Source organism: Streptococcus sp. A12, assembly GCF_905372335.1.
In the GTDB taxonomy this organism is placed as follows: Bacteria; Bacillota; Bacilli; order Lactobacillales; family Streptococcaceae; genus Streptococcus.
In genome coordinates, this window is the sequence record NZ_CAJPOU010000029.1 from 1 (window position 1) to 22,014 (window position 22,014).

Annotated in this window: 25 protein-coding genes and 1 other annotated feature; of the genes, 6 read left to right on the forward strand and 19 right to left on the reverse strand. The window is 43.7% G+C overall.

Translation table 11 applies throughout. The features are described from left to right. Window positions 1-1,249: GTP-binding protein (locus tag QZ158_RS05340; RefSeq protein ID WP_293883138.1), on the reverse strand; the 1,249-nt coding region annotated here is incomplete at its 3' end. Between the two features lie 237 nt (window positions 1,250-1,486). Between QZ158_RS05340 and QZ158_RS05345 the strand changes: the two genes are divergently transcribed. Then, window positions 1,487-2,212 carry a 16S rRNA pseudouridine(516) synthase gene (locus QZ158_RS05345; RefSeq protein WP_293883141.1) on the forward strand — a complete coding sequence of 242 codons (726 nt, stop codon included), beginning with the start codon at window positions 1,487-1,489 and terminating at the stop codon, window positions 2,210-2,212. A 36-nt stretch (window positions 2,213-2,248) separates the two neighbouring features. Here the strand turns inward: QZ158_RS05345 and QZ158_RS05350 are convergent, their stop codons facing one another. The 3 genes from QZ158_RS05350 to QZ158_RS05360 form a co-directional block, all read right to left on the reverse strand. Then, a complete protein-coding gene (locus QZ158_RS05350) occupies window positions 2,249-2,593 on the reverse strand; it encodes a rhodanese-like domain-containing protein (protein ID WP_125335604.1) in 345 nt (114 codons plus the stop codon). A gap of 38 nt (window positions 2,594-2,631) precedes the next feature. Further along, window positions 2,632-2,850 (reverse strand): YqgQ family protein, encoded by a 219-nt coding sequence (locus tag QZ158_RS05355; protein ID WP_006596794.1) that lies wholly within the window; start codon window positions 2,848-2,850, stop codon window positions 2,632-2,634. Between the two features lie 123 nt (window positions 2,851-2,973). Continuing rightward, window positions 2,974-3,501 (reverse strand): DNA starvation/stationary phase protection protein, encoded by a 528-nt coding sequence (locus QZ158_RS05360; protein ID WP_006596795.1) that lies wholly within the window; start codon window positions 3,499-3,501, stop codon window positions 2,974-2,976. Between the two features lie 153 nt (window positions 3,502-3,654). On the opposite strand from QZ158_RS05360, the gene QZ158_RS05365 reads away from it, so the two are divergent. Beyond that, window positions 3,655-4,314 carry an A24 family peptidase gene (locus QZ158_RS05365; protein ID WP_293883150.1) on the forward strand — a complete coding sequence of 220 codons (660 nt, stop codon included), beginning with the start codon at window positions 3,655-3,657 and terminating at the stop codon, window positions 4,312-4,314. A 6-nt stretch (window positions 4,315-4,320) separates the two neighbouring features. Here the strand turns inward: QZ158_RS05365 and trpB are convergent, their stop codons facing one another. The 13 genes from trpB to rsmD all read right to left on the reverse strand — a co-directional run bounded on the left by trpB (window position 4,321) and on the right by rsmD (window position 16,128). After that, complete coding sequence (trpB, locus tag QZ158_RS05370; protein ID WP_293883153.1) at window positions 4,321-5,508, reverse strand: tryptophan synthase subunit beta; 1,188 nt, start codon at window positions 5,506-5,508, stop codon at window positions 4,321-4,323. 120 nt (window positions 5,509-5,628) lie between these two features. After that, window positions 5,629-5,864: a binding site (T-box leader), on the reverse strand. A 77-nt stretch (window positions 5,865-5,941) separates the two neighbouring features. Further along, entirely contained in the window at window positions 5,942-6,475 is a 534-nt protein-coding gene (locus QZ158_RS05375; protein ID WP_293883156.1) for a VanZ family protein, read from the reverse strand. Beyond that, window positions 6,453-7,541, reverse strand: coding sequence for a 23S rRNA (adenine(2503)-C(2))-methyltransferase RlmN (gene rlmN / locus QZ158_RS05380; RefSeq protein WP_293883158.1), 1,089 nt, complete (start codon window positions 7,539-7,541; stop codon window positions 6,453-6,455). The genes QZ158_RS05375 and rlmN overlap by 23 nt, the downstream gene beginning before the upstream one ends. Before the next feature lie 18 nt (window positions 7,542-7,559). Further along, a complete protein-coding gene (locus tag QZ158_RS05385; protein WP_293883160.1) occupies window positions 7,560-8,138 on the reverse strand; it encodes a YutD-like domain-containing protein in 579 nt (192 codons plus the stop codon). A gap of 376 nt (window positions 8,139-8,514) precedes the next feature. Then, window positions 8,515-10,227 carry a sensor histidine kinase gene (locus QZ158_RS05390; RefSeq protein WP_293883163.1) on the reverse strand — a complete coding sequence of 571 codons (1,713 nt, stop codon included), beginning with the start codon at window positions 10,225-10,227 and terminating at the stop codon, window positions 8,515-8,517. Further along, window positions 10,224-10,958, reverse strand: a complete 735-nt coding sequence (locus QZ158_RS05395) for a response regulator (protein WP_061563665.1) — start codon at window positions 10,956-10,958, stop codon at window positions 10,224-10,226. Before QZ158_RS05395 ends, QZ158_RS05390 begins: the two co-directional genes overlap by 4 nt. 58 nt (window positions 10,959-11,016) lie before the next feature. Further along, on the reverse strand, window positions 11,017-12,138 hold the full coding sequence (gene msrB, locus QZ158_RS05400) for a peptide-methionine (R)-S-oxide reductase MsrB (protein ID WP_293883168.1): 1,122 nt from the start codon (window positions 12,136-12,138) through the stop codon (window positions 11,017-11,019). A gap of 12 nt (window positions 12,139-12,150) precedes the next feature. Beyond that, window positions 12,151-12,711: a redoxin family protein gene (locus QZ158_RS05405; RefSeq protein WP_293883171.1), complete on the reverse strand. Its 561-nt coding sequence runs from the start codon at window positions 12,709-12,711 to the stop codon at window positions 12,151-12,153. Window positions 12,712-12,779: 68 nt separating this feature from the next. Then, window positions 12,780-13,115 (reverse strand): hypothetical protein, encoded by a 336-nt coding sequence (locus tag QZ158_RS05410; protein WP_293883174.1) that lies wholly within the window; start codon window positions 13,113-13,115, stop codon window positions 12,780-12,782. A gap of 26 nt (window positions 13,116-13,141) precedes the next feature. Beyond that, window positions 13,142-13,852, reverse strand: a complete 711-nt coding sequence (ccdA2, locus tag QZ158_RS05415; protein ID WP_070589647.1) for a thiol-disulfide oxidoreductase-associated membrane protein CcdA2 — start codon at window positions 13,850-13,852, stop codon at window positions 13,142-13,144. A 161-nt stretch (window positions 13,853-14,013) separates the two neighbouring features. Further along, a complete protein-coding gene (locus QZ158_RS05420) occupies window positions 14,014-15,048 on the reverse strand; it encodes a SepM family pheromone-processing serine protease (RefSeq protein WP_293883242.1) in 1,035 nt (344 codons plus the stop codon). A gap of 77 nt (window positions 15,049-15,125) precedes the next feature. Next, window positions 15,126-15,599, reverse strand: coding sequence for a pantetheine-phosphate adenylyltransferase (coaD, locus tag QZ158_RS05425; protein WP_293883181.1), 474 nt, complete (start codon window positions 15,597-15,599; stop codon window positions 15,126-15,128). Then, window positions 15,589-16,128 (reverse strand): 16S rRNA (guanine(966)-N(2))-methyltransferase RsmD, encoded by a 540-nt coding sequence (gene rsmD, locus QZ158_RS05430; protein ID WP_048715851.1) that lies wholly within the window; start codon window positions 16,126-16,128, stop codon window positions 15,589-15,591. The genes coaD and rsmD overlap by 11 nt, the downstream gene beginning before the upstream one ends. Window positions 16,129-16,310: 182 nt before the next feature. On the opposite strand from rsmD, the gene QZ158_RS05435 reads away from it, so the two are divergent. The 4 genes from QZ158_RS05435 to QZ158_RS05450 are packed head-to-tail and all read left to right on the forward strand — an operon-like array spanning window position 16,311 to window position 19,057. Continuing rightward, window positions 16,311-16,988, forward strand: coding sequence for an XRE family transcriptional regulator (locus QZ158_RS05435; protein ID WP_293883220.1), 678 nt, complete (start codon window positions 16,311-16,313; stop codon window positions 16,986-16,988). A 2-nt stretch (window positions 16,989-16,990) separates the two neighbouring features. Further along, complete coding sequence (locus QZ158_RS05440) at window positions 16,991-18,403, forward strand: Y-family DNA polymerase (protein ID WP_293883223.1); 1,413 nt, start codon at window positions 16,991-16,993, stop codon at window positions 18,401-18,403. After that, entirely contained in the window at window positions 18,400-18,771 is a 372-nt protein-coding gene (locus QZ158_RS05445) for a hypothetical protein (RefSeq protein WP_293883226.1), read from the forward strand. Before QZ158_RS05440 ends, QZ158_RS05445 begins: the two co-directional genes overlap by 4 nt. Continuing rightward, complete coding sequence (locus QZ158_RS05450) at window positions 18,752-19,057, forward strand: DUF5960 family protein (protein ID WP_293883229.1); 306 nt, start codon at window positions 18,752-18,754, stop codon at window positions 19,055-19,057. The genes QZ158_RS05445 and QZ158_RS05450 overlap by 20 nt, the downstream gene beginning before the upstream one ends. Window positions 19,058-19,075: 18 nt before the next feature. Here the strand turns inward: QZ158_RS05450 and QZ158_RS05455 are convergent, their stop codons facing one another. Next, complete coding sequence (locus tag QZ158_RS05455) at window positions 19,076-20,668, reverse strand: hypothetical protein (protein ID WP_293883232.1); 1,593 nt, start codon at window positions 20,666-20,668, stop codon at window positions 19,076-19,078. A gap of 77 nt (window positions 20,669-20,745) precedes the next feature. After that, a complete protein-coding gene (locus QZ158_RS05460; RefSeq protein WP_293883235.1) occupies window positions 20,746-21,966 on the reverse strand; it encodes a DNA cytosine methyltransferase in 1,221 nt (406 codons plus the stop codon). Between the last annotated feature and the right edge of the window lie 48 nt (window positions 21,967-22,014).

Here is a 22,014-nt window from a genome sequence, read left to right on the forward strand (position 1 = left end):
GGTATTCTTCTGGAGTATCGATTTGCACGCGCTCAAATGGCTCGCACTTCACACCGTCAATTTCTTTAACGATAACTTCTGGACGAGATACTTGAAGCTCATAACCTTCACGACGCATCGTTTCAATAAGAATTGACAAGTGCAATTCCCCACGTCCTGAAACTGTCCATTTATCTGGTGAGTCTGTTGGGTCTACACGAAGAGACACGTCTGTTTGCAACTCAGCTTGCAGACGTTCTTCAACCTTACGAGAAGTCACCCATTTCCCTTCACGACCAGCAAATGGTGAGTTGTTGACCAAGAAGGTCATTTGAAGAGTAGGTTCGTCGATGTGAAGAACTGGAAGAGCTTCAACTGCATCTGTTGGAGTGATTGTTTCCCCAACGAAGATGTCTTCCATACCTGATACGGCAATTAAGTCACCGGCCTTAGCTTCTTGGATTTCACGACGTTCCAAACCAAAGAAACCAAAGAGTTTTGTAACACGGAAGTTCTTGGTTGTACCATCCAATTTAGAAAGAGTAACTTGGTCTCCAACCTTAACAGTACCACGGAAGACACGTCCGATACCGATACGACCAACGAAGTCATTGTAGTCCAAGAGTGACACTTGGAATTGAAGGGGCTCATCTGAGTTATCAACTGGAGCTGGAATGTGGTCAATAATGGTGTCAAAGATTGGCGCCATAGTCTTTTCTTGGTCTGCTGGATCATCTGACAATGAAGATGTTCCGTTGATTGCTGACGCATAAACAACTGGGAAGTCAAGTTGGTCATCATCCGCACCAAGCTCGATGAAGAGTTCCAAGACTTCGTCTACTACTTCTGCTGGACGAGCAGATGGCTTATCGATTTTGTTAACTACAACGATCGGCACAAGGTCTTGTTCCAAGGCTTTTTTCAATACGAAACGAGTCTGTGGCATGGTTCCTTCGTAAGCATCTACGACCAAAACAACACCGTCAACCATTTTCATGATACGTTCAACTTCTCCACCGAAGTCCGCGTGCCCTGGTGTGTCCATGATGTTGATACGAGTTCCATTGTAGGCAACGGCTGTATTTTTCGCAAGGATGGTGATTCCACGCTCTTTCTCAATATCGTTTGAGTCCATTGCACGCTCTGCCAACTCTGTACGTGCGTCAAGAGTTTCAGATTGTTTTAACAATTCGTCAACAAGGGTTGTTTTCCCGTGGTCGACGTGGGCGATAATCGCGATATTACGGATATCTTCTCTTAATTTTGTCATGATTTCCTCTATTGTATTCAAAAATTTATTTTCTAACTGAACGATTATACCACAATTTTAAGCAAATGACTTAACTCAAGTAAGTGTAAATGTTTTCATGCTTTCTTTCGAAAACCTGCTTTCTCATTCCCACTCCTAACCACTCTATTCATGAAAATCTTTCACCTCTTTATCCCTTTTCTTCATCATTTTTCCGAATACTTGTGCTTCTCTCCATTTCATGCTATCCTGTCTTTTATGAGATTAGATCAATTACTGGCCCACTACCAAATTCCTCGCAAAGAAATCAAACAGAGCCTAGCCAAAAAGCAGATCCTAGTCGACGGACTTGCTGCAACAAAATTATCCCAAAATGTAGATACAGGTCTCCAAGAAGTTCGCTGGAAGGATCGGATCCTTACCGACTGTTCCCATCACTATTTTCTTCTTCATAAACCTCAAGGACTAGTGACGGCTACCAAGGATGCCCAACATCCTACAGTGTTGGATCTCCTCCGAGCAGAAGACCGGACCCCCAAGACCTATCCTATCGGTCGACTGGATCGGGATACGACCGGCCTCCTCCTACTCACAGATAATGGACCTCTAGGTTTCCAACTCCTTCATCCCCAATACCATATTGAAAAAGAATACGCGGTAACAGTCAACGGCCCTCTTGAACCCGCTCATATAGAGGAATTTCAAGAAGGAATCACCTTCTTAGACGGGACCAGGTGTAAGCCGGCCAAACTAAAAATCCTTAACTCCAGCCTTACCGAAAGTCAGGCCCTAGTCACCCTGTCTGAAGGGAAATTTCATCAGGTGAAAAAGATGTTTTTATCCATTGGGGTCAAAGTCACTACTTTAAAACGAGTTCGCTTTGGGCCTTTTACTTTAGAGGATGAGCTGAAAAAGGGGCAGTATCGCCCCCTCACATCAGTTGAATGTGATGCGATTCGCTCTTTTTTAGAAGAAACCCGCTAAAAAACTCCAGAAGCTTATACTTCTGGAGTTTTGATCTTAGTTCGTTTTTACTTTTCCATCCCATGAATCCAAACCATAGGACAAGATATAGATATCTTTATAGCCCTGTTTTTTCAAGAAGAGGGCCGCATTGGTCACACGGGAACCACGACTGTTCTCATAGAGCAAGACTGGTTTATCTTTGCGAAGAGCTGCCAGACTCACTTTTAACTGGTTGGAAGGAATATTCCGAGCTCCCAAAATATGCTTAGCGTGGAATTCATTCGGATCACGCAAGTCCACTAATTGGCCTTTGCGGATCAATTCTTCAAACTCTGCATTGTCCACAATTTTTGCAGCACGACGGATACGGAAGTAATTGTAGCCCATCCAGCCAAACATCCCTAAAACAATCAACCATACTAAAACATTTGTTACATTCACTTTTCTTTTTCCTCTTCTAAATAGCGTAATTCCTGTGCGTGTTCTCTACGTAAGACGGCTTCCGCTTCTAGATAATCCAATTTTTCCATCAGCCCAGCGTCATAGATCCTTTTTAATTCAATCTTCATCAATTCGATGTCGTAAAGTCGTTTTCCGACATAAATGATGATTCCAAATTTTTTCAGAAATTGTTGAACATCGTACAGGGTTTTCATGTGCTTATTCTATCAAATCTTTCAAGTATTTTCAAGATGGCCCCTATTTTATTTACAGGAAAAATCTCATCCAAACAAAAATGAGCCTCCCAAGCAAGGAAGGCTCGTTTGTTTATTTTCAGATTACAAACCTGGTGCTTGACCTAATTCAGCGGCAATCATCCAGATATGTTTTTCCAATTCAGCTTTTGCACCAACAAAGATATCGTTGGTCACGTCATCTCCTTCAGCATCTGTGATATCCAAGGCTTTTTGATAAAGACTTACCAAGTAGCGGAAGATAGAAAGAACACGTCCCAAATTTTCTTCCATAGAGCGTTCGAATGAACCTTTTTCTTCTTGGATGTTGCTGTGTTCCAAGAACTCAACCATGCTAGCGTATGGAGCGCCCCCCAAGGTAATCAAGCGTTCACTCACTTCATCAAGAGTCGCATCCAAGCTTTCCATATACTCATCCATTTTTGGATGCCATACGAGGAAACCACGGCCACGCATATACCAGTGCACTTGGTGCAAGGCAATATGAGCGACATAAAGATCTGCCACCACTTGGTTGAGAACCGCTTTTGTATCAGTTAAACTCTTGCTTACTTCGCTGATTGTTGCAAATGTTGCTACGTCTTTTGCTGCTTCTTTTTTAATTGTTGTCATAACTAAATTCTCCTTTTTTAGAATTATTCTAATTTAGTTATATTATAATCCTTCTAATTAAGAAATGCAAGAGAAAATGCTTAAATAAGAAAAGTTAGAAAATTGTTTCAGTTCTAATCGTTATTAGTCATCTTTTTTACGAATTATATAAGTATGATTAACTTTTATTTTTTTACAGTCGGTGCCTGCATCGCCTCCTTTTTAGGGCTCGTCATTGACCGCTTTCCAGAAAGCTCCATCATCTGTCCGAGAAGCCACTGCGATCGTTGCCAACAGACCTTAAGACCTCTGGACCTGATTCCCATTCTCTCACAAGTACTTTTTCGATTCCGTTGTCGCTACTGCCAGAGTCCTCTTCCTTATTGGTATGCCCTCTTTGAAGCCTGGTCTGGCCTCCTTTTTTTGCTATGCTATCAGGGGCTTCTTCCCATCCCTCATCTCCTGCTTCTGCTTGGCAGTTGTGTTTTGGCTATCTATGATTTGCGCTCCATGGAGTACCCTCTCCTTCTCTGGCTAATACTCCACACTCTTTGCCTACTTTTCACCGGCCCTACCCTCTTAATGGGAGTCTTTCTCTTCTTAGGAATTCTATCTTGTCTTTACTCCATTGGCATTGGAGCAGGGGACTTTCTCTTACTGGCTACTTTTTCTTTGACCCTCTCAGCTACCCAAGTCCTCTTAGTCATGCAAGGGGCTTCCCTCATTGGTCTCCTGGTCTTTCTCTTTAAAAAAGAAAAAGACCGGATTCCTTTCGTTCCCTGTCTTTTTCTGAGTTATCATGCTTTACTCTTTTTTACAATTTTTAGCAGATAAGATTGTTTAGTTTGTAGCTTTCGCTTCTAGATAATCTGCAATAGCAGCTACGTCCTTGTCCCCACGTCCAGAAACATTGATGATGATGATCTTGTCTTTATCCAATTGTGGAGCACGTTTGACAGCTTCTGCAATCGCGTGTGAGCTTTCGATAGCTGGGAGGATCCCTTCTGTCTTACTGAGAAGAAGAAGCGCTTGAACTGCTTCATCATCTGTCGCAGCTACATATTCGACACGACCAGAGTCTTTAAAGAAGGCATGCTCTGGACCAACCCCTGGATAGTCCAAACCAGCAGAGATTGAGTACACTGGTGCTACTTTCCCATCTTCGCCAAAGACAGCATAGGTCTTCATGCCATCGACAACTCCTACAGTCCCCTTGGTCATGGTCGCTGCGTGCTGGTCTGTATCCAAACCATGGCCTGCCGCTTCAACACCGACCAGTTTGACTTCCTCATCGCCTACATATTGGGAGAAGGCACCGATGGCATTGGATCCACCACCGACACAGGCAATGACATAATCCGGCAAACGACCTTCTTTTTCCAAGATTTGACGTTTAGATTCTTCACTGATCACCTTTTGGAATTCATGCACAATGGTTGGGTAAGGGTGAGGACCAACAGCAGAACCCAAAACGTAAAAGGCATCCAGATCTGCCATCCATGCTCCAAACGCAGCATCTACGGCGTCTTTCAAGGTTTTTGTTCCTGTTTCAATCGCATGAACGGTTGCCCCCATCATTTCCATGCGGAAGACATTGAGACGTTGACGCTCCACGTCTTCTGCTCCCATGTAGACATCACAGGCCATACCAAACTTAGCTGCCGCAGCTGCTGTAGCCACACCATGTTGACCAGCTCCTGTTTCAGCAATCACGCGCGTTTTGCCCATGCGTTTGGCTAAGAGGATTTGCCCCAAGACGTTATTTAACTTGTGCGAACCTAGGTGATTCAAGTCTTCGCGCTTCAAATAAATTTTTGCCCCACCTAAATGATCTGTCAAACTTTCCGCAAAGTAGAGCGGTGTTTCCCGTCCAGAATAATCTTTCAGATAATGTTTGTATTCTGCGATAAATTCTGGGTCATTTTTATACTGTTCAAAGGTTGCCTCTAATTGATCGAGCAAGTTTTGAATAGGTTCTGGTACGAAAGATCCACCAAATTGTCCGAAATAGCCTTTTGTTTCTGTCATGATTGTGTCCTCTTTTCTATATTTTCAATCTTGTTTATGATTTTTTCTCTCGCTGGCCCTTTGAGCTGCAGTCTCACTGGATTCCTTTGAGATACAAAAAAACTCACACAGAAAAATCTGTGTGAGGACGATTCGATACCGCGGTGCCACCTCAATTGTAGGGAGACATTCTTTCTCCTACATCTCTGACCTGTCTAACAACAGGGTGCACGATAAGGTGTGCTCACCGAATTTTTATTGTTTCAAATTCATCATCATAAACGCATCAGCCCATTTCAAGATTGACCACTGCTTGTTCGCAATCACCACAAGCTCCCTGGAAGTGAGAAAAACCTCTACTTTTCTGATGTCTTGAAGCTATTATAGCTCCCGCTTCTGACTTTGTCAACCCAAATTTTGAAATCGTATTCAATCGTTCGGATTTTAGTCCAAACTAAGATAGATTGTCCTTACCCATAGAAGCTTGCACCCATTTAAAACACAGATAGGCTAGGTAGCCTCCCAGAGTATTGGTCCACAAATCATCTATCTCAAACACCCGATTGAAATCAAACAAGAGGTCTAACACAATCTGACTAAGCTCGATCCACACACTCATCCCTAGACTAAAGCAAAGGACGCGTTTCCGAGTACCTAGCCAAGGCCAGAGCCACAATAGTTGAAAAAACAAAGGGAACAAGAGAAAGATATTGGCTATATTCTGTACAAGCACCTTGATCAGCTGGAGCAGACTGGTCACTTGACCTAGGTTGATGAGAGAATTAAAGGGAATCAGTAATACGACTACACGACCAAAATGTTGAATCCCAGGTGTTTCCATCCCTGGTTCAGGCTGCTGGGGAAGAAAACACATGAGGCAGAGCAGGACAAAATAGAAGAAACTGCCACCTAGTAGCAGTTGTCTTCCTTTTTTTGTTAATTGCCCTTCTTCTATCAGCCAGTTGTTACGGTTGAGCTTCTTCAACAATGGCTTTCTCCCGGTCTCTCTTCATCGTATTAGAACGCAATTGTCCACAAGCGGCATCGATATCCGTACCATGCTCTTGACGAACCACGCAGTTGACTCCGTTTTTCTTCAAGGTGTCATAGAAGGCCATCACGCGCTCTCTTGGACTCCGGCTATATTGGTCATGCTCACTAACTGGGTTGTATGGGATCAAGTTGACATAAGATAGCTTCTTGATCTTTTTGAGGAGTTCTGCCAATTCCAAGGCTTGCTCGACACCATCATTGACTTCGTTGAGCATGATATACTCGAAGGTCACCCGACGGTTGGTCGTTTCGATATAGTACTCAATGGCCGCAAACAATTTCTCAATCGGGAAAGCCCGGTTGATTTTCATGATGCTAGAACGCAAGTCATTGTTTGGAGCATGAAGGGATACTGCCAAGTTGACCTGAACCCCTTCATTGGCAAAGTCACGAATCTTATGAGCCAAGCCAGACGTTGAAACGGTAATGTGACGGGCACCGATAGCCAGCCCCTTGTCATCATTAACCGTACGGACAAAGCTTAAGACATTCTTGTAGTTGTCAAACGGCTCACCAATTCCCATCACAACGATATGGCTGACACGTTCATCTTGTTCACGTTCGTCAAAGTATTTTTGAACCAACATGATTTGGGCAACGATTTCCCCGCTGTTCAAGTCGCGTTGCTTCTTGATCAAACCAGATGCACAGAAGGTACAGCCGATGTTGCACCCTACCTGAGTGGTGACACAGACTGACAAGCCATAGTGTTGACGCATCAATACCGTCTCGATTAACATACCGTCTGGCAATTCAAAGAGGTATTTGACAGTCCCATCTGCCGATTCTTGCACGATCCGTTGTTTCAATGGATTGATCACGAACTGGTCGTTCAAGGTTTCAATCAAGTCCTTCGATAGGTTGGTCATTTCTTCAAATGACTGGACGCGTTTGCGATAGAGCCATTCCCAGATTTGGGTCGCTCGGAATTTCTTTTCACCATTTTCTTCTGCCCACTCGATCAGTTCGTGTCGAGTCAAGCCATAAATTGAAGGTTTCATCTTATCTCTTTTCTCTCTTTACTTTTGACGGATGACAAAGTGGCGTTCTTGCTCACCCTTTGCATCTTTTTTTCTAGACCGCTGACGGTTCTTTTTCTTTGGTTGAGAAGTCTTTTGTTTTTGCTCTTGTTCACGTTCCCGTGGCTGATTTTTAGAGCGATTCCGGCGATTTTGACGACCGCCACGCTTAGCAGAACGATTCCCCTCTTCCTGTTGTTTTGGAGAAGATTTCTTGTCAAAGGATGCTCGACGAGGTTCTGCATTTTCTAGGACAAAATAAGCACAGCCATAGCTACAGTATTCTAATAAATAATCTTCCAGACGGCTGATTTTCTCTGCATCTGTGACTGGGCGATCATCTTTATAGAAGCCTCGTAGGCGCAACTGTTCATTGCTCCAATCACCGACAATATAATCAAATTTGGTCAAAACCTCTGAAAAACGCTGGCCAAAGACCGTCGTATCAAAGGCATCATTTTGATTCTCAACCAGCTCAAATGTCAATTGTTCTGCTAGCACTTGATTGCTAACCAGACGAAATTCCGGTCCGGGATATTTATTGTAATTAAATAATTCAGGGGATATTTCTTTGCGCATAGCCTTCCTTTATTCATACCTTTAGTTGTAACACTTTATTTTATCATAAATCCCTATCTTTAGATAGAATTTCAACGGAAAAGAGAAAATCTGTAAAAAGTCTGACGATTTAATTTACCTTTTCTTACTATCACATTATAAAAAGCAGGCTTTTTCAAAGCCTGCTCAGATGGAAGATAAAGTCTTCTGAAAAACTTTCCTTAGGTGAGTACGGACGTCAGCGAACTTCGTAGAAGTTCCATGACTAATTATTGAGCCTAAGGTCTCAATAATTCCGTGTGCCTGAAACAATTGCGCTTCAGGCACTTTTCTCACGGCGGAAAGTTTTTTAGATGACTTCGTCTTCAATCTAAAACAAAGAAGGCAATCTTTGTCTCTATGAATATTCATTGCCGGACGGAAGGGGCAAATAAAGAGTGATTTTCGTATAGCTATTGGCCTTAGAATCAATCTCCATATGATAGGCTTCGCCAAATTGAAGATGCAATCGTTGGTCCACATTTTTCAAGCCAACACCTCCTAGCCGAAGAAGGGTTTGGTCTGTCGACTCAGACAAGGCAAAGCCTCGTCCATTATCGTAAATCGTCAGAACCACTTCTTCTTCTCTGATTTCCGAAGTGACTCGTATCATGCCCGGCCGATCCATCTCCTTGATGCCGTGATAGATGGCATTTTCCACTAAGGGTTGTAGAACCAGTTTTGGAAGCTGATAATCTCCCAACGTCCCCTCTTCAAAAATTTCATAATTCAACTTATCTCCATAGCGTTGTTTCTGAATGAAGAGATAGTGGCGCACATGGTCTATTTCGTCCTGAAGCCTAATTTGTTCCTGTCCTTGATTGAGAGCAAGGCGGAAATATTTGGCTAGGGACTTAGTCAAGTCAACCACGCGCTGACCATCATTAAACTCAGCCATCCAGACAATGGTATCCAAGGTGTTATAGAGGAAATGAGGATTGATTTGGGCTGAAAGAGCTCGCAGTTCATAACGTCGTGCGTTTTGTTCCTCTTCTTTAACCAATTGCATAAGGTTTTCAATTTGATCCAACATACGGTTAAAGGCTTGAGCAAGATCTACCAATTCGGGCGATCCCTTGGTAGTTGCCCGCAAGTGGGAATCACCAGCTCCTATTTTCAAAATAACAGCCTGTAAGTCTTGTAGGGGTTTAATCCACAAGCGCAGAATGAACCAGATTCCCATCCAGCACATGATGAGGACGAGAACTCCTAAACCTATAAAGGAATAGAGCATTTGCGACTGAAGCAGCTGGAGACCTTCCAGAGAAGCCACTCCAATTAAGGTCCAATCGCTCTCTGGTATAGCAATTTGGTAGACAAAGTTCTGCCCCTTTTGGGCATAGCCATCCTTGACAGCAATATAGGGTTGCATGGCCTGCATTTCCCGACTGGAAGAATAGACTGTCTTTTTAGGATGGTAGACAAATTCATGCTTCTGATTGACGATGAAACTAAAGCCTTTTTTGCCTAGTTGGAGATGATCCAGATAAGCCTCTAGACTTTGATAACCAATATCTAGGCGCAAAACTCCTAGATTTTGACCAGAAGCATCCACCACTTCCTGGGTGATAGAAATCACCCACTTGTCCTTCTCTGAAGACAAGGATTCCTTCCGGGCCGGCGTCAAGACTGGAATGGCCCTCTCCTTGATAGCTTCCTGATACCATCTTTCGTTCATCATATCCGATGAGGTTTGCATGCTAATTTGAGAATCCGTAGCAACGAGGCGTCCATCCTTAGTCACCAAGACAGCCGAAACCAGATCTGGGTCTGTCTCAATAATGGTTTGCATCAGACTTTGAACGGCTTCTGGGCTCACCTCCTTGTCTTGAGCAAACTGACGAACGGTCTCTTCTTTACTAAGGACCGAGGTGGTCTGCTTCAATTTTTTCAGATAGGAGGTGATAAACTGACTACTCTGGTCGATACTATTGCGGGTTGTCCGCTCTGTCAGTTGGCCAATGGTTGCTGAGCTAGTTTGATAGTATAGACTACCGACCAAACCCAAGAGTAAGAGAATAAAGACAAATACATAGATAATCAGCTGAATCAGCAAAGGGTATCGTTTCATTCATGCTCTCCTTTTTTGTATTGTCTTGGGGTTACACCGACTACTTGTTTAAAGCGTTGAGAAAAATAGTTCATATCCTCAAAACCAACCTGATCTGCAATCTCATAAATCTTGAGATCCGTCGTCAATAGTAAAAGTTTGGCCTTTTTCATCCGTTCTTGGATCAAGTATTCTTGAAAAGGGAGACCCAATTTTTTCTTGATTAGAACACTCAGATAAGAGGGACTAAAACCCAGTTGAGAAGCCAAGTCCTTGAGGGTCAATTGGGAATCCGCTAAGCGGGAATGAATAGCCTCTTCCAACTCTGTCGAATGACCCTGATCCACCAAGGTTTCAACCTGGGCTTTCTTTCGTTCCTCGTCTAGCTTATTCTTGACTTTCCCCAACATCTCTTCAATATCTGCTTTTGAAAAGGGCTTGAGGATATAGTCATCTGCTCCGAGTCGAATGGCTTTCCGAGCAAACTCAAAATCATCATAGCCTGTTAGAAAGATGATATGGCAGGAAGGAGCTTTCTCTCGGACCAGTTGGGCCAAATCTAAGCCATTCATCTGTGGCATATTGATATCAGTCAATAGAAGATCAGCTGGTTGTGCTTGAAATTTTTCCCAAGCTATTCGCCCATTCTCCGCTTGGTCAATGACCTTCATCCCAAACTGTTCATAATTCACTAGAGAAGTAAGTCCCTGCCGAACTAGCTCTTCGTCTTCTACAATCATGATTGAATACATGTGTTTCACCTACTTACCCTTATTATATTCATTATATCAAAGTAGGTCGCAAAAAGTCTCAGACATAGTCCAACAAATAACCGTAGCCCTTTTCCACCATCTCTGCTTTAGGGATGAATTTGATTGACAAGCTATTGATGCAGTAACGAAGGCCACCTTTTTCCTTAGGTCCATCAGTAAAGACGTGGCCTAGATGGGAATTTCCTACTCGACTCCGAACCTCTGTCCGAGTCATATTGAAACTCTTATCTTCCTTGTAGGTTGCCACATCCGGACTGATTGGTCGGCTAAAGCTTGGCCAACCACAACCAGAATCAAATTTATCCTTTGAGGAGAAGAGAGGCTCTCCTGTTACGACATCCACATAGATGCCCGCTTCAAACTTATCCCAATAGCGATTAGAAAAAGCACGCTCTGTATCATTCTCTTGCGTCACTGCATATTCTTCGGGCGATAACTTCTTCTTGATCTCTTCATCGCTCGGTTTTGGATAGCGACTAGCGTCAATAACTGGATAAGAAGCTTGATTCACATCAATGTGACAATAGCCATTCGGATGTTTCTGTAGATAGTCCTGATGGTAGTCTTCCGCCTTGATATAATTAGCAAGTTCTTCTTTTTCTACAGCCAAAGGCTTATCATATTTCTTCGCCACCTCTTCAAATACTTGGTTTATGGTTGGCAAATCTGCTTTATCAGTGTAATAAACTCCTGTCCGATATTGACTGCCCTCATCATTTCCCTGACGGTTTTTTGATGTTGGATCAATAATCCGGAAATAGTGCAGAAGCAGTTCTTTCAAGGAAACCTTCTTGACATTATAGGTGATGTGTACCGTTTCAGCATGCCCTGTTTGCTTAACCAGTTCATACTTGGTGGTATCCCCTTTTCCATTGGCATAACCTGATTCGGCATCAATGACACCCGGAACACGGGAAAAATACTCTTCCACACCCCAGAAGCAGCCACCAGCTAGATAGATTTCTCGTTGGTCTTCTGGATTGACTTTTTCTTCCTTCTTTTTGTTTGCTACTGGTGTCTGACTCATGGACGCTTTTTTGATCTGCTCAGTCGTCGCATCTGATGTATCCAAGGCCATGGATCCTTTGACAAGGAAAAAGATTCCAAAACAAAATAGCCCCACTAAAAGAATGGAAATGAGTTTCCATTTTGTTTCCATTTTATGTCCTCCTTACTTCATTTCTTTTAGAGTCTGGACGATGTCTTCCTTGCTCATATAACCGATATGGGTCTTAGCGAGAGTTCCATCACTATTGATAAAGAGTGCCGATGGATAAGAACGAATCCCATACTCTTTTAGCAGTTCCCCTTTACTATCTAGCAAGACTGGGAAATCCTTGTAATCCAAAGACTGGTACCAGTTTTTGAAATCTGCTTCCGTTTTTTCGCCATTAAAGGTTGGAGCTACAACAGATAAGACCACATAATCCTTACCCACCTCTTCTTTTGCCAACTCATTGGTATCCTCTAATGTCGATAGGCAAATAGAGCACCAGGAAGCCCAAAATTTGAGGTAAACTTTCTTCCCTTTGTAATCAGATAAGCGGTAGGTCTTACCGTCTACTCCTTGCAGGTTAAACTCTTGAACCTTCTTTCCAGCTTGCTCTGAAGGTCCCGTTGTGGATGTCTGCTTAGTCTCACTTTTGTTGGATGATTCCATTCCTTGGTTAGAGCAAGCCCCCAAAAGTCCAGCACACAAGAATCCTGCAGCTACTAAAGCTATTTTTTTCATGTCTTCCTCCTCTTTAATAAATAGGGAGAAAGTCGCCCAAGCAGACGACTTCCTCTTCCTACTGTCCTTTATTGGTCTGATTTCATATCAGATGATTCACTCTTTTCATCTTTCATTTCTGAATCGCTGGATTTCATATCATCCTTTTTCATATCATCCTTCATTTCAGAACTGCTGTCAGACATCATAGATGAATCTTTCATGTCTTCTTTTTTCATTTTATCATCGGACATGGATGAATCCTTCATGTCATCCTTCTTCATATCTTCCTTCTTCATATCGTCCTTCTTCATCATACTACTATCGTCCGTTTTTTTCATGTCTGAATCTGATTTCTGTCCAGAACAAGCTACTAAAGTGACGATGCTAAGTGTAGCAATAGAAAGTGCAAGAATTTTTTTCATGATTTTTCTCCTTTAATCATTCAAGATTAGTGAAACAGGGATGCGAGGCTATTAAGATTTCCTAGCATCAGCAAGATGCCCATCAAGATGATGAGGGCACCACCAATTTTTTTCAAGGTTCCCATATGGGGCTTGAGTTTAGCAAAATGTTGTAGAACCCAGCTAGAAGCCAAGGCCAAAAGCAAGAAAGGCAGAGCCAAGCCTAATGTATATACCAGCATCAGGAGAGCGCCTTGCAATGCACCATCTCCTCCAGAAGCTGCAATGGCTAAAACAGAGCTCAAAACTGGTCCGACACAAGGGGTCCAACCAAAACTGAAGGTGACCCCTATCAGAAAAGCATTGAAGAATTCATTGCGTTTTTCATCCTTCTTCAGTTGGATACTCTTTTGTTTTTGGAGTTGCTGAAGATTGATGAGGCCCATCTGATGGATTCCCAATAAGATGACAATCCCTCCTAGTAGGTAACGGAACCAGGGAGCATAAAGCACCTGGCCAAGGGCCCCTGCACCGTATCCTAGAATCAGGAAAACAGTTGATAGACCTGCGATAAAACAAAGAGTCTTCACCAGGCCATACCAAGAAATGTCTCTTCCAAAAATACGCACCGTTTTTTCATGCTCAGAATCCAATAGAATCCCTACATAGACTGGCATCAGTGGCAAAATACACGGGGAGAAAAAGGATAGAACTCCCGCTAAGAATACTGAAATGGAAAACAAACTGGTTTGAATCATTTCACTACCTCCCTTTCTTTCTGACACCAGTATAAAGAAAAAATCCCTCTAAAAATAGAGAGATTGATAAGCAAAAACTTGAATTTAATTAGAAGGTGAACATTCCCCTCTGCTAACACAATGTCATACGTTCAAGTACGAAATTTGTCAAACAGGCTACTTTAGTTCTTTTTCAAATAGTCAATAGCATCCTGCAAGGTTTTGACGGGGACAATTTTCATCTTGGTCTTAATTTTCTTAGCTGTTTCTACCGCTTCATCGTAGTTGCTCTTGGCATTCGGATTGTTCTTTTTGACTTCTTCTGTCACTGGATTGTCAGGGGCAAAGAAGATTTCAGCACCCGCTCGATCTGCCGCCACGACTTTTTTATCCACTCCACCGATATCTCCGACAGTCCCATCATGGTTAATGGTCCCTGTCCCCGCGATATGGCGTCCTTGACGAAGGTCTGGATCTGCTACTTGGGTATAGATGGACAAACTAAACATCATCCCGGCACTTGGACCACCGATGCCAGCTGTCGCAAACTCAATCGGTATGTCACTCTTCACTTCTGTCCGGTCAATCAAGCTAATCCCAATCCCATTCTTGCCATTGACCAACTTAATAATCTTTCCTTCAGCGGTCTTGGTCTGGCCATCTTCTGTGTAGGTCACTGAGACCTTGTCTCCGATTTTTTGGGAGCCAACATACTCGATGAGCTCTTTTGAGCTCTTGAAGGTCTTGTCATTGACAGCCGTAACTGTGTCCGCAATATTTAGAACGCCTTTAAAGGTAGAGTCTTCTGCTACTTGCATGACATAGACACCTAAGAATTCCATCTCTGTCTCTTTTCCAGCAGTTTTTAATCCTTGGTATTTGGCAGTATTTTGAGAGGTCTCCATATAAAATTGATTGATCCGGAAAAATTCCTCACTGGAACTGCCACCTGTCATTTCTTGTTCAGAGTGGATATCTGTAAAAGGAGTCACCCAGGCATAGACTATATCCGAGAAGGTCGCTTGCTTGACGGCAACAGTGACAAAATCATACGAACCGGATGCTTCATCATTTTTCTGGTTGACGCGCATCACTTGGCGAATATCTTCTGAACTCCCAGGCATTTCCAGATAATAGGGTAGGGGAACAAAGAAAGCTAGCAAGGCCAAAATCAGAAGCAGGGTCCCAATCATCGGCCAACGATAAGTTCTCCACACACTATCTTTTTTGCGCACAGGTTCAAATGGGCTTTCTGGTAGCTGAGCCCTTGGTTTCTCAAATTCTTTCATTCGTTTTATTTCATCTCCTTTATAACACTCTCTGGGACATAGGCACTGACATCCTGCTGGAAGGTCAGCAGCTCGCGGATTCTCGTCGAGCTCAAGGCCTGGTACTGGGGCTGGGCACAGAGATAGATGGTCTCAAGCTCTGGAGCCAGCTGGTGATTGAAGTAGTCCATATTGCTTTCATAGAGGAAGTCCTGGCTATTGCGCAACCCTCGGACCAAACTGGTCACCCCATACCGTCTAGCCACCTCTACTGCCAACTCTGCCTCTGAGGTGATGACTCTTACATTGGGCAAATGAGCCACTGCTTCTGTCACTATGGCTTCCCTTTGCTCAATGGTAAAATAGCCCTTCTTCTCATGATTAAAGAAGATGCCGACATACAAGCGATCAAACAAGCGACTGGCCCGCTCTATCAAATCCAAGTGTCCCAAGGTCATTGGGTCAAATGAACCTGTAAATAATCCGATTTTATCTGACATAAACCGTCACCTTACTAATTCCGTAGATTTTTTCTTTCCAGATTCCTAGACAAGCAATCTCCTCAGGCAAGTCTACTGCCTTATCCGTCTCACAGACGACCATGACCTCTTCTCCAAGTAAACCACGTTCAGCCAGGGCCTCAATATCGGCTACGATCTGCTCTTTTGCATAGGGAGGATCCAGGAAAATAAGATCAAAGGTCCCCTGCAATTGATTGAGAGCTTGGTGAGCCTCCATCTTCAGCAATTGAAACTTGTGGCTTTCCTTGGTCATTTGGATATTGCTAGCAATAATCCCTTGGGCTCTGCGATCTTTCTCGACCAATACAGCCTGCTCCATCCCCCGAGACACCGCCTCGATGGACAGACCGCCTGAGCCAGCATATAAATCCAAGACCCGACCCCCATCAAAATAAGGACCGATCATATTAAACATAGCCCCTCTCACCTTATCTGAAGTGGGCCTCGTTGTCTTTCCTTCGAGCGTCTTAAGAGGACGCCCTCCATAGGTACCTGATACAATCTTCATAGAGATTATTATATCAAAATTTGGATAAAAGATACAAAAACACCCACCTCTCCCATCTGATATCCGCTGAAGTTAAATCCCTTTCGCTCCTAAAGAAAAATCCTCTCACTTTTCTCTTGAAGTCCGAATTTTTTTTTGCTATACTATACGTAACTTTTAAAACGTTACATAGGAGAATGCAGATGTTTGATGCAAAAAAATTAAAAGACCGGCGACTTGAGCTGGGCCTGACCCAAGCCCAGGTCTACGAATCCTTAGAGATTAGTCGCAAGACCTACTCTAGTTGGGAGAATGGCTTAGCAGAGCCACACGATAAAAATCTCAGGAGGTTGGCCAAGCGCCTCTCCGTTAAAGAGGACTACTTTGTCGACAAGAGCTCAGCGCTTTTCACCTACCCTTTACTAACCCCACCCCATCAGAGAAAGGTCGATCTCTTTGCCAGCCAACTCTTAGCAGAGCAAGAAAAGGTGGTCTCTTTGATCCCTTACCGTGTCCTCTCTATCGACTTGGCAGCTGGACATGGTCATACCTTTTATGACAATGAAACTGACTACGAGACCGTCTATTTTGACCAAGAGATCCAACACGACTTTGCCTCTTGGGTGTCTGGAGATTCTATGGAACCAAGCTATCCAAACGGTTCTGTTGCCTTGATGAAACAGACCGGATTTGACTATGATGGAGCGGTCTATGCCCTCATGTGGAATGGGAAGACCTATATCAAAAAAGTCTATCGAGAAGACGAGGGCCTCCGCCTAGAGTCCATCAACCCAGCCTATGATGACCTCTTTGCCCCCTACGAAGATGAACCAAAAATCGTCGGTATCGTGGTCGGCCACTTCCTCCCTCTGGAGGTTTAGACATGCTTTTTGATTATTCACGTGAGCCCAGGTCTGATATTGCTTTTGTGGATATGAAAAGTTTCTATGCCAGTTGTGAATGCGTCCGCCTCGGCCTCAATCCTTTGACTACTTCTCTTTGTGTCATGAGTCGGAGCGACAATTCTGCTGGCCTCATCTTAGCCAGTTCCCCCGTTTTTAAGCAGGTCTTTGGAAAGAAAAATGTCGGGCGGAGCTATGATCTGCCCTTTGATCTCAAGACGAGGAAATTCAATTACTACCTGGCCCGTAAGCAAGGCCTGCCTACAGATCCAGCCTTTGTCCACTATATCGAAAGTTGGGCCAAGCGCACCTTTATCGTGCCCCCTCGCATGAATGCCTATATCCAGGTCAACATGGAAATCCAACAAGTCTTTCAAGAATTTGCTGCTCCAGATGACATCTACCCCTATTCCATTGATGAGGGCTTTATTGATTTGACCAGCTCTCTCAACTACTTTATTCCTGATACCCAGCTGGACCGACGCTCCAAGCTGGACCTTCTTTCTGCTCGGATCCAAAAGCGCATTTGGCAGAAAACTGGGATCTACGCTACTGTCGGGATGAGCAATGCCAATCCCCTACTAGCCAAACTGGCCCTGGACAACGACGCCAAGCACCAGAAAACCATGCGGGCTAACTGGTCTTACGAAGATGTCCCCAGTCGAGTCTGGCAGATAAAAAAACTGACCGATTTCTGGGGGATCGGCCATCGAACAGAAAAACGCCTTAACAAACTAGGCATTCACTCCATCTATGAACTGGCTCAGGCCAATCCAGACCAGCTCAAAAAAGAATTTGGAGTCATGGGCGTCCAGCTCTGGTTTCACGCCCATGGGATCGATGAAAGCAATGTCCATCGTCCCTATCGGCCAAAGTCTCACGGTCTGGGAAATTCGCAAATCCTTCCCCGTGATTACCACCGCCAAAGCGATATTGAACTGGTCTGTCTAGAGATGGCTGAGCAAGTCGCTATCCGCTTGCGTCGGGAAAAGAAAAAGACACAACTGGTCTCCATCCACGCCAGCTACTCCAAGCAAGAACAGCTCCCCTCCATCCACTGCCAACGAAAGATTGAGCCGACCAACTCTACCGCTCAATTAGCCAAGGAAGTCATCCAGCTCTTTCGCTCCCACTACCAGGGAGGAGCCATCCGGCAGATAGGAGTCTTTTATGGGAATCTCGTAGAGGAGAGCTTCCAGCTGATCTCCCTATTTGATGACCCTGAGCAAACCCAAAAAGAAGAAGCTCTCCAAGGGACCATTGACCACATCCGTGACCGATTTGGCTTTGCTTCTCTACAGAAGGGATCTGCCCTATTAGAAAATTCGCGCGCTCTGGCTCGAAGCAAGCTGACCGGAGGCCACTCTGCAGGAGGTTTAGATGGCTTAGCATGATTGATCGTTCTTATCTCCCCTATCAGTCGGCACGTGACTTCCAAGACCGGGGCATGGCCAAGTGGGCTGGCTTCTTCCTCTCTGAGCATTCGACGGCCTTACAAACAAACCAGCTCTCTCTCGAAGAGCTTCGCCTCCTCTCAAACCAAGAAATCCGTCACCTCCTCGAGCAAGCCTACCAGCAAGAGACCTCCCTCTCCCTCTCTACCCTCCAGGACAATCAAATCGCCGTCTACTACGGTCAGGTCTATACCTTAAGCCCTTCCGAAGTCCTCATTAAAAACGGCCAGCACTACCACTCTCTCCTTCTTTCGACTATTTTTTCTATTGAACCAGGAGATTCTAGCTATGAAACCAGCCCTGAATAAACACGAACTCCAATTTGATTATTTTTCAGACAATTACCAGCAGTTCGAGCATGATTTTTACCGATTGGCAACGACCGCGACCCCCTTGGTCTTTTTAGAAGATGACCTACTGAGATCCATGTCGACAGGCCAGCGCAACTATTTCAAACTCCACCATACCCAGAGTCGCGACCACCGTGACCACTACTTTCACTTTCGCGTCTCTATCCACCCCCAATCTCCACTGACACGGATTTATACCTACCTAGGCCACAGTCCTACCACAGAATACAAAACAACCTCCTAGGAAAACTAGGAGGTTCTTTTATCGTGTGAATGAAGAAGCTTTCGCAACCCAACCAATCGCATCTGCAGGAGGATTATCCACATCAATCCAGATGAAGTCAATGCCGACTTCACCGTTTTTGAATTTTGAAAGACGGATACCGTTAATTTCTAACTGAGACAATTTCTTACCCGTTAGGATCTCTCTGTCTTTTAATTGAAAGACACCACGAAGAATCCAATTTCCAAGGATTTCTTGCTTATCAGTTGATTGAATGGCCTTCCCAGCTTCTTGATTGATATAGGCAGTAATCACATCACCTGATGATAGAAATCGTAGCTTAAAGGTCCGTTCTTCTTTTGGGAGGGCAAGTTTACTCGTACCTGGCTCAAAACTTCCAATCCCTTTACCAAAAAAGTCCGGACGCTCTTCATGGAAATGTTTGGAATCTGGAAGAGGGATATACACTTCACTGACCGGACGATACACCAGCTGTTCAATTTCTTTGACTAATTTTTCATTTCCCGTCTCGTGTACAAAACGAATCAAGTCCTCACGGATGGACTTCATCTGAGTTTTTTCTTCCTTGCTAGACCATTTTTTCAAGAGGATTTCTTCCAAAGAGAAGGTCACAAAAGCTAGTTCTTCTGGAGCCAGACTGTCTTTAAATGTTTCCTGAATCTTTAAAATCCGTGGCAAGCGATCCTTCTTGGCCAACTTTGATCCACCATTAAAGGCATTAAAACCAGAATTTTCTTCTACATTTCCATGCTTGTCTGTGATCGCCCAAGAAACGGTCTCAAGAATTTCCGAATCACTTTTTTCTGATGTCAATAAGTGAAGGTGTTCAAAAAGATAAAAGGGATCTTCGACATAATTCACATTCCAAGTATCAACCACAATCTCCTTATTCCTAAAGGTCATATGGAGCTGACTATCTGCAGCCGTGTATTTGTAATCATGGTGGCCGTCTGTGAACCGGAAATTTGTCGGATTGTTCTTAGTCGTTGAGCCTAGAATTTTGAGATTATCTAGGTCAACCGGCAGATAAGTTGTCTCTCCCACATGGATCTGAGGCTTATGTCCTTTCGAAGTTGGCATCAAGACATGATAGACGGCTTCTACGTGACTAGAATCAGAATGAAATCCCTTAATGAGAGCTTTTGAGGATTCAATCCGTTGATTTCGTAAAGACGCAATCTCACGAGCTAGTTTTTCATAGCGAGCTTGATTTTCTTTATCAGCTGTTTCCTTGTCCGGTGAAATCTCAGCATGAAATCGGATTTCACTCAACAGCTCGTTCCAAGACTGTGAATCTTTCTTGAACTGAGCAATCCTTTGATCCCCAGACTCTAAACCAAAGGATTTAATCCCAACCAAATACTTATGTTGTTCATCAACGACAACTGAAGCATCATAAGAGGTATTGGCAATATCCTCCCCAACCGCATGAAAAGCTTTTTGGAAAACAGTCTCTTGGAATTTTGAATTGACAATCGGAGCAACATAGCTTTCTCGATCATCAGAATCTTCACCCTCTGCTTTTTGAGAAAAGGCCTCACTCAGACTAGCAAAATTGGTAATGAGAGTCTTGTATTTTTCCTTTTGTTCTTGTTTTAGGTGTTCCCACATCATTCAATCCTCACTTCTTATTTAAGTATATCAAAAGAAGACTAGATTTTCACTAGTCCCCTTACTTATATAATTCGTTAAATAATGCTGTAAAATTCAAAATTTCCACGTTTTTTTACCAATCTGAAATAATCTTCATCTGATAAAACAGCAAGACCATCCTCATAAGAGGCAATCTTCTGCTCTGCTTCCTCATAAGTGGAGACAAAATCTTTCACATAAGACTGGCCTTCAAACTGGCCATTCATCTTGGTATAGATAATCGCGAATTTTCCGGAGCGATCCAGTTGAGACGGCCCATTGCTCTCATTAAGGGCAAAAGCAATCCGCTCTGCAATGCGTTTAATCACAGGAACAACCACACTATTTCCAGCCTGTTTATAGAGTTGACCATTTGAAACCCCCTCAGGTAACTTGAAGGTCTTTGGATAACCTTGGACATTAAAGGTCTCTTTGGGAGTCAACTTGCGAATCTCCCCACTGTCAGTCAGGATCAGAGGAACATTGTGCCCGCCTGTTCCCATATTGGCTGTCAAGGTAGGGACTACACCGTTTTTGTTTTCACGGACATATTGACGGCGCCATTGATAAACCGTATCTTGACTAGTCACTTCAAACTTCAACTGGTCGTAGAAATTTTGCTTGCCTTCTCGATAATAGTAGGCCTCATCTGGCTTGGCACCAAAATCAATAACATCAGCCAAAGTCGTTGTCAGTTTGATTTCCTCTGGAAACTCAAACAAGTCGTAGGCTTCTTTAGTATCAAAACCAACAATGTAAATCCTCTCACGGTTTTGTGGGATATTTCCGTAGTCTTTCCCGTTGAGAACCTTCCACTTGATAAAGTAGTTGTTCTCCGTCAAGGCTTCACGAATAACCTTGAAGGTATTCCCGTGGTCATGACCGACCATGTTCTTAACGTTTTCAATGAAAATAGCACGAGGTTTACGTCCCTCAATCATGCGAAGTAACTCAAAAAAGAGATCGCCACGATCATCATCAAAGCCCTTGCGGTAACCCGCAATACTAAAGGCCTGGCAAGGGAATCCTCCCATAATCACATCCACGCGCTCAGCTGGAATGTCTTCCGGCTGTACCGCATGAATATCACGACCATCCAAATAGGTATCTGGATAGTTTAACTGATAAGTCTGACGAGCATACTTATCAAATTCATTGGCATACACCACTCTGAACTCGTTGGTTTGTTCAAATCCCAACTCAATTCCCCCAACACCTGAGAAGAAAGCTGCAATGTTGTACTTCTCAGGTCGGTTCGAACTTACAGAATTTGTCATGTAGTAACCTGCTTTCTAAAAAATATCATAACAGAAACACTATATTAA

Coding starts and splice junctions, on each gene's coding strand:
- QZ158_RS05345 (WP_293883141.1), top strand. CDS start 1,487: ATGAGATTAGATCAATTACTGGCCCACTACCAAATTCCTCGCAAAGAA.
- QZ158_RS05350 (WP_125335604.1), bottom strand. CDS start 2,593: ATGTTTGGCTGGATGGGCTACAATTACTTCCGTATCCGTCGTGCTGCA.
- QZ158_RS05355 (WP_006596794.1), bottom strand. CDS start 2,850: ATGAAAACCCTGTACGATGTTCAACAATTTCTGAAAAAATTTGGAATC.
- QZ158_RS05360 (WP_006596795.1), bottom strand. CDS start 3,501: ATGACAACAATTAAAAAAGAAGCAGCAAAAGACGTAGCAACATTTGCA.
- QZ158_RS05365 (WP_293883150.1), top strand. CDS start 3,655: ATGATTAACTTTTATTTTTTTACAGTCGGTGCCTGCATCGCCTCCTTT.
- trpB (WP_293883153.1), bottom strand. CDS start 5,508: ATGACAGAAACAAAAGGCTATTTCGGACAATTTGGTGGATCTTTCGTA.
- rlmN (WP_293883158.1), bottom strand. CDS start 7,541: ATGAAACCTTCAATTTATGGCTTGACTCGACACGAACTGATCGAGTGG.
- QZ158_RS05385 (WP_293883160.1), bottom strand. CDS start 8,138: ATGCGCAAAGAAATATCCCCTGAATTATTTAATTACAATAAATATCCC.
- QZ158_RS05390 (WP_293883163.1), bottom strand. CDS start 10,227: ATGAAACGATACCCTTTGCTGATTCAGCTGATTATCTATGTATTTGTC.
- QZ158_RS05395 (WP_061563665.1), bottom strand. CDS start 10,958: ATGTATTCAATCATGATTGTAGAAGACGAAGAGCTAGTTCGGCAGGGA.
- msrB (WP_293883168.1), bottom strand. CDS start 12,138: ATGGAAACAAAATGGAAACTCATTTCCATTCTTTTAGTGGGGCTATTT.
- QZ158_RS05405 (WP_293883171.1), bottom strand. CDS start 12,711: ATGAAAAAAATAGCTTTAGTAGCTGCAGGATTCTTGTGTGCTGGACTT.
- QZ158_RS05410 (WP_293883174.1), bottom strand. CDS start 13,115: ATGAAAAAAATTCTTGCACTTTCTATTGCTACACTTAGCATCGTCACT.
- ccdA2 (WP_070589647.1), bottom strand. CDS start 13,852: ATGATTCAAACCAGTTTGTTTTCCATTTCAGTATTCTTAGCGGGAGTT.
- coaD (WP_293883181.1), bottom strand. CDS start 15,599: ATGTCAGATAAAATCGGATTATTTACAGGTTCATTTGACCCAATGACC.
- rsmD (WP_048715851.1), bottom strand. CDS start 16,128: ATGAAGATTGTATCAGGTACCTATGGAGGGCGTCCTCTTAAGACGCTC.
- QZ158_RS05435 (WP_293883220.1), top strand. CDS start 16,311: ATGTTTGATGCAAAAAAATTAAAAGACCGGCGACTTGAGCTGGGCCTG.
- QZ158_RS05440 (WP_293883223.1), top strand. CDS start 16,991: ATGCTTTTTGATTATTCACGTGAGCCCAGGTCTGATATTGCTTTTGTG.
- QZ158_RS05445 (WP_293883226.1), top strand. CDS start 18,400: ATGATTGATCGTTCTTATCTCCCCTATCAGTCGGCACGTGACTTCCAA.
- QZ158_RS05450 (WP_293883229.1), top strand. CDS start 18,752: ATGAAACCAGCCCTGAATAAACACGAACTCCAATTTGATTATTTTTCA.
- QZ158_RS05455 (WP_293883232.1), bottom strand. CDS start 20,668: ATGTGGGAACACCTAAAACAAGAACAAAAGGAAAAATACAAGACTCTC.
- QZ158_RS05460 (WP_293883235.1), bottom strand. CDS start 21,966: ATGACAAATTCTGTAAGTTCGAACCGACCTGAGAAGTACAACATTGCA.